This window comes from Advenella sp. S44 (genome assembly GCF_002810445.1).
In the GTDB taxonomy this organism is placed as follows: Bacteria; Pseudomonadota; Gammaproteobacteria; order Burkholderiales; family Burkholderiaceae_B; genus Advenella.
The window spans coordinates 138330-151054 of the sequence record NZ_NEXS01000001.1 but is presented as its reverse complement, the minus strand read 5'-3'; the positions used below and the strand labels follow the sequence as shown (position 1 = coordinate 151054).

Annotated in this window: 10 protein-coding genes; 8 read left to right on the top strand and 2 right to left on the bottom strand. The window is 56.8% G+C overall.

Annotated elements, in window-relative coordinates; genetic code table 11:
• Positions 1–223: 223 nt before the first annotated feature.
• The 3 genes from CAP48_RS00685 (at position 224) to CAP48_RS00675 (ending at position 3279) form a co-directional block, all read left to right on the top strand.
• Positions 224–1219, top strand: coding sequence for a tripartite tricarboxylate transporter substrate binding protein (locus CAP48_RS00685; RefSeq protein WP_100694106.1), 996 nt, complete (start codon positions 224–226; stop codon positions 1217–1219).
• 84 nt (positions 1220–1303) lie between these two features.
• Positions 1304–1741, top strand: a complete 438-nt coding sequence (locus tag CAP48_RS00680; RefSeq protein WP_100694105.1) for a tripartite tricarboxylate transporter TctB family protein — start codon at positions 1304–1306, stop codon at positions 1739–1741.
• On the top strand, positions 1738–3279 hold the full coding sequence (locus CAP48_RS00675; protein ID WP_100694104.1) for a tripartite tricarboxylate transporter permease: 1542 nt from the start codon (positions 1738–1740) through the stop codon (positions 3277–3279). Before CAP48_RS00680 ends, CAP48_RS00675 begins: the two co-directional genes overlap by 4 nt.
• A 214-nt stretch (positions 3280–3493) precedes the next feature.
• Here CAP48_RS00675 and hutG read toward each other — a convergent pair whose 3' ends face one another.
• Entirely contained in the window at positions 3494–4291 is a 798-nt protein-coding gene (hutG, locus tag CAP48_RS00670; protein ID WP_100694103.1) for an N-formylglutamate deformylase, read from the bottom strand.
• A gap of 34 nt (positions 4292–4325) precedes the next feature.
• Positions 4326–5915 carry a gamma-glutamyltransferase family protein gene (locus tag CAP48_RS00665; RefSeq protein WP_100694102.1) on the bottom strand — a complete coding sequence of 530 codons (1590 nt, stop codon included), beginning with the start codon at positions 5913–5915 and terminating at the stop codon, positions 4326–4328.
• A 354-nt stretch (positions 5916–6269) separates the two neighbouring features.
• Here CAP48_RS00665 and CAP48_RS00660 point away from each other — a divergent pair, with 354 nt between their 5' ends.
• The 5 genes from CAP48_RS00660 (at position 6270) to CAP48_RS00640 (ending at position 12254) form a co-directional block, all read left to right on the top strand.
• Complete coding sequence (locus CAP48_RS00660; protein WP_100694101.1) at positions 6270–7640, top strand: aspartate aminotransferase family protein; 1371 nt, start codon at positions 6270–6272, stop codon at positions 7638–7640.
• A 172-nt stretch (positions 7641–7812) separates the two neighbouring features.
• Positions 7813–8937 carry an ABC transporter ATP-binding protein gene (locus CAP48_RS00655; RefSeq protein WP_100694100.1) on the top strand — a complete coding sequence of 375 codons (1125 nt, stop codon included), beginning with the start codon at positions 7813–7815 and terminating at the stop codon, positions 8935–8937.
• 240 nt (positions 8938–9177) lie between these two features.
• Positions 9178–10239, top strand: coding sequence for an ABC transporter substrate-binding protein (locus CAP48_RS00650; protein ID WP_100694099.1), 1062 nt, complete (start codon positions 9178–9180; stop codon positions 10237–10239).
• The gene (locus CAP48_RS00645; protein ID WP_242444280.1) at positions 10239–11417 is read left to right on the top strand and encodes an ABC transporter permease; all 1179 of its coding nucleotides are present in this window, start codon (positions 10239–10241) and stop codon (positions 11415–11417) included. Before CAP48_RS00650 ends, CAP48_RS00645 begins: the two co-directional genes overlap by 1 nt.
• Positions 11418–12254: an ABC transporter permease gene (locus CAP48_RS00640; RefSeq protein WP_100694098.1), complete on the top strand. Its 837-nt coding sequence runs from the start codon at positions 11418–11420 to the stop codon at positions 12252–12254. It begins immediately after the preceding gene.
• The last annotated feature ends 471 nt before the right edge of the window (positions 12255–12725 follow it).

Genomic DNA, 12725 nt, shown 5'->3' with positions numbered 1-12725 from the left:
GGCCGTGCGCGGCGATTTGAAAGGCAATCGAAAGGTTCCATCTGTAATGTACGCAAAGTTCCTGTGGTCCTGTGAGCTGTGGCATTGTCCGGCGCGCAGGGTAGCTTCGCCAAAGGCCGGATGCATGCGTGTGTGCCGGCGCGTAAGCTGCAGCCGCAAGGAACGGCGGCAAGGCTGCAAGCCTGCCATTTCCTGCCATTTAATTATAAAGATGAGACTAATCATGCGTTCTTCTTTCCTGTCCCGAGTTTTCGGTGCCTCTGTCATTGCGGCTCAGCTTGTGATTGCACCGGCCGCGTTTGCCGACGAACCCCGTCGCCCCGAATGTATCGCCCCGGCCCAGCCGGGTGGTGGTTTTGACCTGACCTGCCGTCTGGCGCAGGAAGGCCTTAAACAAAGTGGCGCGCTCAAGGCGCCGATGCGTATCGTTTATATGCCCGGTGGCATCGGTGCGGTTGCCTACAACAACGTTGTTGCGCAAAAACCGGCGGAAGGCGGCAATATCGTGGCGTTTTCCGGCGGCTCGCTACTGAATCTGGCCCAGGGCAAATTCGGCAAGTACAACGAAAAGGACGTACGCTGGCTGGCTGCCGTGGGTACAGACTACGGCGTGGCTGTCGTGCGCGACGACTCTCCCTACAAAGACCTCAAATCGCTGATGCAGGCGTTCAAAGAGGATCCGACCAAGGTTGTGCTTGGGGCCGGCGGCACTGTGGGCAGCCAGGACTGGATGAAAGCGGCACTCACGGCCAAGGCGGCAGGCGTAGATTACAAGAAAATGCGCTTCGTGGCCTTTGAAGGCGGTGGCGAGTCTGTCACCGCACTGCGCGGCGGCCATATCCAGGCTTATATGGGTGACGCGGCAGAAGCCTTCACCATGCTCGAAGGCGGCGCGCCCATCCGTGTGCTGGCCGTATTTAACGATAAGCGTCTGGAGGGTAAATTCAAGGATGTACCTACCGCCAAGGAACAGGGCTTTGATATCGAGTGGCCGATTATTCGCGGCTATTACGTTGGCCCCAAAGTGTCTGACGAAGATTACAACTTCTGGCTTGATGCATTCAAGAAAATGACCGCAGATCCTGGCTTTGCCAAACTGCGTGAGCAACAGGGGCTGTTTCCCTTTGACAAGACCGGTGCCGAGCTGGATGCCTATGTCAAGGAACGCGTTGCGGCTTATCGCGAGCTGGCTGACTCGTTTGGCCTGATGAAAAAATAACGGTGCCCCTTGCCGCTGCCGCCTTTTGTGCGGGCAGCGGCAAGCGCTGCGGCGCTGTGACAATTTCTGTCTGGAACTACCACTATGAATGATCGCATTTTGGGGATTGTATCCCTGGGCGTTGCCCTATTCCTGACCGTCTTCGGCTGGAATCTGCAGGCCCCCGTTTCTTACGAACCCGTGGGCCCTCGCGCCTTTCCCTTGCTGATAGCGCTGGTCATCGGCCTGTGCGGGTTGTGGCTGATCTACAAAAACGAATTTACCGCCCAGGCCAATCCCCCGGGCGCGAACGGCCGTATTTTTATGATGGTACTGGTCGCGCTAGGGTATGCCTTCCTGTTCCAGTGGCTCGGCTTCATTATCGCGACGGCTGCGATGACCGTGCTGGTCGGACGCCTGTTCGGCGGCAGCTGGATCAAGTGCCTGATCGGCGGTGTTGTCATGGGCGTTTTGTTTTTTCTCCTGTTTGATCGTGCGCTTGATGTCGTGCTGCCAACAGGTATTCTGGAGGGCCTGCTATGAGCGGCTTGCTTGATCATCTGTCTATTGGTTTTGGCGTTGCGCTCACATGGAGTAATCTGCTGATCGCCGCCGTTGGCGCTTTTCTGGGAACGCTGGTTGGCGTGTTGCCAGGGCTTGGTCCGATCAATGGCGTAGCCATGCTGATCCCACTGGCCTTTGCCATGAATTTCCCGCCTGAGTCAGCCCTGATTCTGCTGGCGGCGGTTTACGTGGGCGCCGAATACGGCGGGCGCATTACCTCAATTCTGCTGAATGTGCCCGGCGAAGCCAGCGCGATCATGACCACGCTTGACGGTTATCCGCTGGCGCGTCAGGGTCTGGCCAATGTCGCGCTCTCGTTATCCGCCTGGTCGGCGTTCTTCGGGGCGATGGTGTCGGTGATTGGCATTATGCTGCTGGCGCCTTTGCTGGCTCGCTGGGCACTGGCCTTTGGCCCGCCCGAATATTTTGTCCTGATGATTTTCTCGTTCTGCTGCCTGACCAGTCTGCTGGGTAAAAAGCCGGTGAAGGGAACGCTGGCAGCGATGCTGGGTTTGGCCATTGCCGTGGTTGGCGTGGATGCAAACTCGGGGGTCTATCGCTATACCTTTGATTCTGTGCACCTGGCCGATGGCATCGAATTTGTGGTGGTCGTGATCGCGCTGTTTGCAGTAGCCGAACTGCTGGAGATGCTGGAGAAGGTCATGGGCGGGCAGCATGTGGAAGTCGACTCCAGCGGTCGCAAAATATTCAATCTGAAAGAGCTGGCCTTTACGTGGTGGAGCGTCGTGCGCAGCGCCTTTGTCGGCTTTTTCGTTGGCGTACTGCCCGGTGCGGGCGCCAGCGTGGCTGCAGCGGTAGCGTATTCGCAGGAAAAACGCATTATCGAAGGCAAGGACCCCAATGCCAAGTTTGGCAAGGGCGATATGCGAGGCCTGGTCGCGCCCGAAGCGGCTGCCACCGGCTCGGCCATCGGTTCCTTTGTGCCCATGCTTACGCTTGGCGTACCGGGCTCGGGCACCACGGCGGTCATGATGGGTGCGCTGACGCTGTATAACATCACGCCAGGACCTGTGCTGTTCGAGTCCAAGCCTGAACTGGTCTGGGGCCTGATCGCCTCGCTGTTCATTGCCAACGTCATGTTATTTGTCATGAACGTGCCGATGGTTCGCGTGTTTTCCAAAGTGCTCGCCGTGCCGGGCTGGCTGTTGGTTCCTGGCATTTTGTGCATCAGCTTTATTGGTGTGTATGCCATCAACGCGGGCAGCTTTGATTTGCTGATGGTCGTTATCGTTGGCGTTATCGGCTACTGGTTGCGCAAGATGGAGATTCCGATGGCACCGCTGGTGCTGGGCGTCGTGCTTGGCAATATGATGGAGCAAAATTTGCGGCGTGCCCTGTCTATTACCAATGGCGACGTCAGCATCCTGGTCCAAAGCAATATTTCCGTCGGACTGTGGGTGGCCTCGGCTGCCGTGGTGCTGTTGCCTTTACTGTTGCGCAAATTCAGCCGTAAAGGCAAGAAGTTGCTGGCGCAGGCGGCAGATGATGGCGAGTAAAGGACGACGAGTAGACGCAACTGATAGTATTGTTTTGTGAGGAACAAAAAGGGGGAGCACGAGCGGTGCTCCCCCTTTTATTTGGAGCAGACAAGTTGCACGTCTGCTTTTCGATTATTTCAAGTGAAATGGATGGCAACCCGATTTTACCTGCGAGGCAGGTATCAGTAGCATGCCCAAACGCTTCATAAGCTGGCTGCGGCGGACAAGTCCATTACCTGCGCGCATACTGCAGCGCTGTCTCCAGGGCTTGTTCCAGCAGCGGTGTGACCTTGTCCGCTTTGTCGGGGTCATAGGCAAAGGGCCGGGTCTCTTGCATATAGGCGATCTGGGTTAGTTCCAGTTGCACGGCATGAATGTGTTCGGCCGGCTTGCCGTACTGGCGGGTAATATAGCCGCCCTTGAAGCGTCCATTGGCCGCAGCGGTAAATTGCCCATCTTGTTCAATTTGGCTGGCCAGCGCTGTGCATAGTTGTGGATGAGCACTGGTGTCGTTGGCGGTGCCAAAATTGAAGTCGGTCAGCCTGCCAGGGAAAAAACGACTGATTTGGGAGCGGATGGAATGGGCTTCCCAAAGTACGGCGTAGCCATGCTTGTCTTTAATGCGTTGCAGCTCAGCTTCAAGCGCACTGTGGTAGGGTTCCCAGAATATCTTTCGGCGTCGCGCCTTTTCCTGTGCCGACGGTTCCCGCCCCGCCAGATACAGGGGCTCTTTATTAAAGGTATCCACGGGGCACAAGCCCGTGGTGTCCTGGCCCGGATACAGGTTTTCGTCGTCGGGGGGGCGATTCAGATCAATCACATAGCGCGAATACACGGGCGTCAGGAACGAGGCGCCCGCGTCCCGGGCGAATGCGTAAAGCCGATCCAGATGCCAGTCGGTGTCGTCTACGAAACCGGCCACTTGCGTAAAGTTTGCGGCAATCTGCGGATCCAGCCGGGTGCCCATATGGGGGATAGAGATAAGCAGGGGAGTTGAGCCCTGCTGCAGCGAAAAAATGGGGTTCGGCATAGGTCCTCCGTTCGTCAGGCAATTGACTGGTGTTTCAGAAGCCAACGGCCTGGCCATCACGACGGGAATCGGAAGCCGCATAATAGCCGTGTTCGGCTTTATAAATCAGTTGTGCTGATCCGAATTCAAGGCTGTCGGCACGTGCCACGTCCACCTTGTGTCCGCGCGCCGTCAGAGTCTGGATAACGGCCTGCGGCGTATGAGCTTCCAGGTTGACAACCGGCCCGTTCTCGACACGGAAACGCGGCGCGTCACTCATGGCTTGGGGGTTCTGCCCGAACGCGCCCAGGCGCGCCACCATTTGCGCATGACCCTGTGCCTGCATGCTGCCGCCCATCACGCCGAAAGACATCAGCGGCTCGCCGTTACGCGTAATAAAGCCCGGGATAATGGTATGCATGGGTTTTTTCTTCGGGCCGACACAGTTGGCATGGCCTTCACGAACGTTGAATCCGCAACCACGGTTATGAAGGGCAATGCCGGTGCCCGGCACAACAACACCGGAACCGAAACCATGATAATTGGACTGGATAAACGAGACCATGGTGCCGTCCTGGTCGGCCGAGGTCAGATACACGGTACCGCCACGGGCAGGCATGCCGGCAGCCGGTGTGGATGCCCGCTCCATGCTGATCAGCCTGGCGCGCTCTTGCAGATAGGCCGGCGAGAGCAGGTCTGCTGTCGTCATGGTCATGTGTTCCGGGTCGGCGATATGATCGTGCAGATCGGCAAACGCCAGCTTCATGGCCTCGATACCGACATGATAGAAATCGGGGCTGTCCAGGCCCATGGACTCAAGGTCGAACTGATCCAGGATGCCAACGCCCATCAGGGCAGCAATGCCCTGGCCGTTGGGAGGAATCTCGTGTAGCGTCAGATCGCGGAAACGGGCGCTGATGGGTTCGACCCATTCGGCAGCGGCGCCGGCCATATCGGCAGCACTCAGGTAGCCGCCGGTTTTATCTGAAAATGCGACAATTTTTTCGGCAAGGGCGCCGCGATAAAAACTTTCACCCCGTGTCTGGGCAATATCTTTGAGTGTGGCGGCCTGCTCGGGAAATGTCCACAATTGGCCGGCTGTGGGGAAACGACCATCGCGCATAAAGGCCTCGGCAAAACCGGGTTGATCTTTGCAGGTCTTACCCTGTGCTTCCCAGATACGGGCAATCGTCGGGGAGACCATGAAGCCTTCTTCTGCGTAGCGGATAGCAGGTTCAAAAAGATCCTCGAACGGCAGCTTGCCGAATCGTTCCGACAGGGCGCGCCAGCCAGCCACCTGTGTTGGCACGGTAACTGTGCCCCAGCCCTTGTCGTCCATGCTTGAGCGGCCCTTGAACACATCGTAAGTCCATTTTTCGGGAGAGCGCCCGCAGGCACTCAGACCGTAAAGCTTGCCTTCATGCCAGAGCTGCACGAAAAGGTCGCCCCCAATACCGTTCATCACCGGTTCCACCACGGTCAGCGCGATTGCCGTAGCCAGCGCGCTGTCAACCGCGTTGCCGCCGCGGTAAAGCATGGCCAGGCCGGCCTGCGCGGCCAGCGGCTGCGATGTGCTGACAACGTTGCGGGCAAAAACGGGCATTTTCTGGGACGGATAGGGGAAGGACCAGTTCAAATCAGACATGGGAGATAGTTTCACTTCGAGTTTTGGTTAAGGGAAAATGGCTCTCGCAGGAAGATGCCAATTGTATTATTGCACCACCAATATGATAATCATAGCTTATTATCCTCGCGGATCTGCAACGACGCGACGAGGACATTGCATTTCCAATTGCAATTGCATTATTGCTGCTGTCCTGGCGCTCGGCATGGTTTGTTGCCACGCGCGGCAATCGTCGTGGCCGGGGCTGCCACGATTGTTCGGTGATTTCCCGCACAATTGGCCCTGCGCTCGCCAAGGAACCAGTTAGCATGGATAATAACGAAGAACCAGACGCAACCTTACGAAGAACCAGACGCAACCGATATTGGAGACACAATGAGCAATTCAATTTCACAGCAGGGCAGTGACGACATCGCGTTTCACATGCACCCATATACCAATGCGATTACGCATGCATCGCAAGGGCCATTGGTCATCACGCGCGGTGATGGCATTTATGTGGAAGATGAACATGGAAAAAAATACATCGAAGCGATGGCCGGGTTGTGGAGTGTCGCGGTCGGGTTCAGCGAGCAGCGACTGGTGGACGCAGCCATGCGCCAGATGCAGACCCTGCCGTTCTATCATTTGTTTACCCACAAAACGCACGAAGCTGCTGTTCGTTTTGCCAAAACCCTGGTTGATCTTGCGCCGGTACCCATGAGCAAGGTGTTCTTCACCAATTCGGGTTCGGAAGCAAATGATACGGTCATGAAATTGCTCTGGTATCGGTCCAATGCATTGGGCCAGCCGAACAAGAAAAAATTCATTTCCCGCCATAAGGGCTACCATGGCGTCACGATCGCCTCGGCCAGCCTGACCGGCTTGCCGGGCAATCACAAAGGCTTTGACCTGCCCATTGAGCGTGTATTGCATACGACATGCCCTCATTACTGGCGCGAAGGCCGGGACGGCGAAACGGAAGATGAATTTGCCACCCGCATGGCGGCAGACCTTGAGGCGCTGATCCAGAAGGAAGGTCCGGACACCATTGCGGCATTCTTTGCCGAACCGGTGATGGGCGCGGGCGGCGTGATTGTGCCGCCGAAAACCTATTGGGAAAAAATCCAGGCGGTGCTGAACAAATACGACGTGCTGCTGGTGGCCGACGAGGTCATTTGCGGCTTTGGCCGCACCGGCAAGATGTTCGCCAGCGAAACCTATGACATCAAACCCGATGTGATGGTACTGTCCAAGCAGATTTCCTCGTCCTACCAGCCGCTGTCGGCCATTTTGCTTAACAGTCGCATGTTCGACCCGATTGCAGATGAAAGTAACAAGCTGGGCGTGCTGGGCCACGGCTTTACCGCTGGCGGGCATCCGGTCGCAGTCGCGGTAGGTCAGGAAAACGTGAATATCATCCGTGAAAGAAATCTTGTACAAAATGCGTCTGTGACAGGTGCGCATCTGCAGCAACGGCTTGCCGGCCTGCGCGACCACCCGCTGGTAGGCGAAGTGCGGGGCGTCGGGCTGATTGCAGGCGTGGAACTTGTGACGGACAAGGCAGCGAAAACGGCGCTGGCCAACCCGGGGCAGCTGGGAACTGCGGTGGGTCGCAAGCTGCAGGAACTGGGCGTGATCACGCGCAATATCGGCGATACCCTGGCCTTCTGCCCGCCGTTGATTATCACGGCAGAGCAGGTGGATACGCTGGTCGATGCTGTCACGCAGGCGCTGGACGCCACGCAGCAGTCGCTCAAGTCTTGAAGCTGATTCATCGGAGGTCCAAACCTCACGGGATACGGCTGGCAATCACATTTGGAATAATTCAGATGTGATTGCCGCATGCGATGCAATGATTTGATTGCGCCGTTTGGTGGCAGGCACGTCGTCGGCGCGACCCGTCGTTGCATGAGTGATACTGGGAGAAGCAAGGTTTATGTCTGCAGCAAATGCGAATAACAACAACCCTCTGGTGCGTTTCAAGAACGTGCGCAAGAGTTACGATGGCAAGAACCAGGTTGTCCGGCATCTGAACCTGGATATCCGGCGGGGGGAATTTCTGACCCTGCTGGGTCCCTCGGGTTCAGGCAAGACCACCACGCTCATGATGCTGGCCGGTTTCGAGACACCCACATCGGGCACCATTGAACTGGCCGGAGAGCAAATAGATAACCTGCCTCCTCACAAACGCAATATCGGCATGGTCTTTCAGAATTACGCCCTGTTTCCGCATATCACGGTACAGGAGAATGTGGCGTTTCCACTGAAGGTTCGCAAGGTCGATGCCGCCACCCGGCAGCAGAAAGTCAGCAAGGCACTGGCCATGGTGCAGCTCAATGGCATGGAAAAACGATACCCCTCGCAGTTGTCAGGCGGCCAGCAGCAGCGCGTGGCATTGGCGCGGGCGCTGGTATTCGAGCCTGAACTGGTGCTAATGGATGAACCGTTGGGAGCGCTGGACAAACAGTTGCGCGAACATATGCAACTGGAGATCAAACGGCTGCATGGCGAACTGGGCGTGACGGTTGTCTACGTGACGCACGATCAGGACGAGGCCCTGACCATGTCGGACCGCGTCGCCGTCTTTCATGACGGTATGGTCCAGCAGATCGGCTCTCCCCAGGATATATACGAGGCGCCCGACACCGCATTTGTTGCCGGTTTCATCGGCGAAAACAACCGTACGCATGGCACCATTGCGCATGCGGGCGCGCGTCAGGCCACGGTTGATTTGGACAGCGGTATGCAAATCCAGGGTACGCCGCAATTGGGAATGAAAGCGGGTGATCGCGTATCGGTATCGATTCGTCCCGAAAGAATTGCGATCAATCCGGCGCAAAACGCTACCGATGTGCGTTGCCAGGGCAAGGTCCGGGAAGTCATTTATCTGGGCGATCATGTTCGTGTTCGGCTGGTTATCAATGGCGATCCCGACTTTGTGGTGAAGCAGCCGGTGTCCCAGGTTCAACAGAAAATCGCGGTGGGCGATACCGTCGATCTGGGCTGGAATCACGAATTTGTGCGGCTTCTGGACCCGATAGAGGTGACGGCGGCGATTTAGCACGGATAGTGACGGAACAAGGCCGGCGGTTTAGCGAGGTAGTCGGATTAAGACGGACGGCGTAGGAAGAACGGCAGTATACGAAGGACGGCGGTTTAATGAGGGCGCCGGTATAAGAAGTACAGCGGTAAGACGGATACCGGCAGAAAGCGTACACAGGCCGAAAGACGGCAGCGGTAGATCAAGCTCAGCGGTAGAGCCAGCACAGTGGTATCACAACCTTAATGTGGAGAGAGACAAATGAAAAGTACAACAATCAAGGGCGTCGTATTGCGCGCCGCAGTAGCGACCTGCCTGGGGTTGGGCGCAGCGGGTGCCCATGCGGCCGATAGCCTGACGCTGGTTTCCTTTGGCGGAGACAATAAAACGGCGCAGGAAAAGGCGTATTACGGACCCTATGAAAAAGAAACGGGCATCAAGATCACTGCAGCCGAATACAACGGGGAGCAGGCCAAGATCAAGGCGATGGTAGACACCAGCAGTGTGAGCTGGGATGCCGTGGAAGTGGAAAGCCCAGAACTGGTGCGTGGCTGCGAAGAGGGATTGTTCGAGCCGATTGACTGGGGCGGCATTGGCGACAAAGCCGATTTTATCGAGGCGGCGACCGACAAAGACTGCGGCGTCGGCATGTTTGTATGGTCGGTTGCGCTGGCCTATCATGGCGACAAACTCAAGGACAATGCGCCCACCAGCTGGGCCGATTTCTGGGATGTCAAAAAATACCCGGGCAAGCGCGGTCTGCGCAAGGGCGCAAAATACACGCTGGAAATCGCCTTGATGGCCGATGGCGTATCGCCTAAAGACGTTTACAATGTGCTGGCCACGCCCGAGGGCGTGGATCGTGCCTTTGCCAAGCTGGATGAGCTCAAGCCCCATATCCAGTGGTGGGAGTCGGGCGCGCAGCCAGCCCAGTATCTGGTATCAGGCGACGTGGTCATGACCTCGGCCTATAACGGCAGGATTTCCCAGGCGGCCCGCGAAGGGACAAATCTGAAAGTTGTCTGGGATCAAAGTGTTTACGATCTGGATTACTGGGCCATTCCCAAAGGCAGTAAGAACATAGCCGAGACAATGAAGTTCATCGCCTTTGCCAGCAAACCCGAAACCCAGAAAGTCTATGCCGAAAATATCGCTTACGGTGTCGTCAATAAAAAAGCGATCCCGCTGATAGACAAGAAATATCTGGCCGATATGCCAACGGCACCCGAAAACGAGAAGAACGCCATTGCACTGGATGTGGATTTCTGGATCGACAATGGTGTTTCCCTGGAGCAGCGGTATAACGCCTGGGTTGCCAAATAATGACGGGACCACGCAAGGCGCTCTGGCTGGTGGTGCCGTTGCTGCTATTTCTGCTGCTGACCTTTGTGGCGCCTATCGCGTCATTCCTGGGCAAAAGCGTGGCTAATCCTGAAGTGGTCACTATTTTGCCCGCCACCGTTAAAACCCTGCACAAGTGGGAACCCGGTACGCCGGTGAGCGAAGCCATGTACCGTGCCCTGGCCGATGACCTGGCCCGGGCGCGCGCCGAACAGGCAATGGGGCCGCTGATGCAGCGCCTCAATTTCGAACAGGCGGGGTTTCGTACGCTGATTGCCAAAACGGCCCGCAAGCTGCCCTTCAAGATTGATCCGCCCAGCTTCCAGGAAGCATTTGACCAGATTGATCCGCGCTGGTCCGACCAGACCTATTGGGGCATATTGAAAAACAATGCCCGGGCGCAAACGCCATACTATCTGCTGACTGCTCTGGATCTGAAACAGGCGCCCGACGGCAGCATTGCTGCGGCGCCGCCGAACCAGGGCATTTTCAAGGCCATTTACCTGCGCACCTTCTGGATGGCAACTGTGGTAACGCTGGTGGCGCTGGTGCTGGCCTACCCGCTGGCGTATCTGCTCGCCAGGCTGCCCGCGCGCAGCAGTAATCTGCTCATGATTCTGGTGTTGCTACCCTTCTGGACGTCTTTACTGGTGCGCACGGCGGCCTGGATCGTGCTATTGCAAAATGGCGGTCTGATCAATCGCCTGCTATTGCATATCGGGCTGATTGATGCGCCCATGCAATTGGTATTTAACCGGCTGGGCGTCTATATTGCCATGGTGCATATCATGCTTCCGTTTATGATCCTGCCTTTGTACAGTGTGATGAAAGGTATCTCGCCCACCTACATGCGTGCCGCCGTTTCCCTGGGCTGTCATCCCTTGCGCAGTTTCTGGGCGGTGTATTTTCCACAGACCCTGCCCGGCATTGGCGCGGGCTGCCTGCTGGTCTTCATTACGGCAATCGGGTATTACATTACACCGGCACTGCTGGGCGGCCCGAAGGATCAGATGATCAGCTACTTTATCGCCTTCTATACCAATGGCACCATCAACTGGGGCCTGGCCGGGGCATTGGCTGCCATGCTGCTGCTGGCAACCTTGATTTTGTATGCGGTCTACAGCCGGCTTAGCGGCTCGACCCGCCTGGGGGTAGCGTAAATGGCGCAGCAAAAGACCATTCTTACGCCTTCCGAACGTATCTGGCGCGTGGTTCACTGGCTGCTGGCTCTGCTGGTGCTATTGTTTCTGATTGTGCCGGTGCTGGTCATTGTGCCGCTGTCGTTCAATGACAGTTCATTCCTGGTCTACCCCCTAAGTGGCTTTTCCCTGCGCTGGTACGAAAACTTCTTCCAATCGCCCGAGTGGATGCTGGGACTGAAAAATACGCTGATTGTTGCGCCGCTGGCGACCGCGATTGCCACGGTGCTGGGAACGGCTGCGGCGTTGTCGCTGTATCGGGCGCGCTTTCCCGGCAAAGGGCTGTTGCTGGCGCTGCTGATTTCCCCCATGGTCGTGCCGGTCGTTATTCTGGGCGTGGCCGCCTATCTGTTCTTTGCGCCCCTGGGTCTGGCCAACAATCTGGGCCTGCTGGTTGTCATGCATGCCGTGCTTGGCGCGCCGTTCGTGCTGATCACAGTGATGGCCACGCTCGAAGGTTACGACACCAATCTGGGCAGGGCGGCGGCCAGTCTTGGCGCACCGCCATTGTACGCATTCCGTAAAGTCACGCTTCCCCTTATCGCACCGGGCGTGATCTCGGGGGCGCTGTTCGCCTTTGGCACGTCGTTCGATGAAGTGGTCATGACGCTGTTTATCGCGGGGCCCGACCAGTACACCCTGCCGCGTGTCATGTTCAGTGGGATCCGTGAGAATCTGAATCCGACCATCGCTGCCGCTGCGACATTGCTGATTCTATTTTCCGTTGTCATGCTACTCACGCTCGAATGGCTGCGGCGACGCGCCGAACGCCTGCGTATGTCGATACTACAGACGTAAGCCGCATCGCTGAACATGTACGCCTTCGTAGTATGGCAAATCTGCTGCGGGCAGGTGGCCCGGATCTCCTGCCTATGACGATGCCACAGGCGTAAGCCACGTCGCGGAACATGTATACCTTCGCAGTAAAGTAAATCTACTGCGGGCAGGCGATGCACGTGCAGATTGAATTTGCGTCCGCTTAAATTAGCGTAAGCGATGAGATCGGGTCAGTCCTGTAACCTGCCGAGCAGTCAAATCGGGTTAGTCCTTTCATGGGACTGATGAACAGTCCTTGCGTAAATCAAGCTGCCACGTGACAATTGCCCGCGTTTGCATCTCCGTCTGGAACGCCGGTTTACACTTTTCACCGGCTCTCATCCTGTGCCAGATATTGCATCCGGCATCATGAAAACAACACTCTTATGCATTTTTTCCCCCAGATTCCGCTTCTGAAGAATATTGTTGCAATTAAATGAATGGAATGCGAAT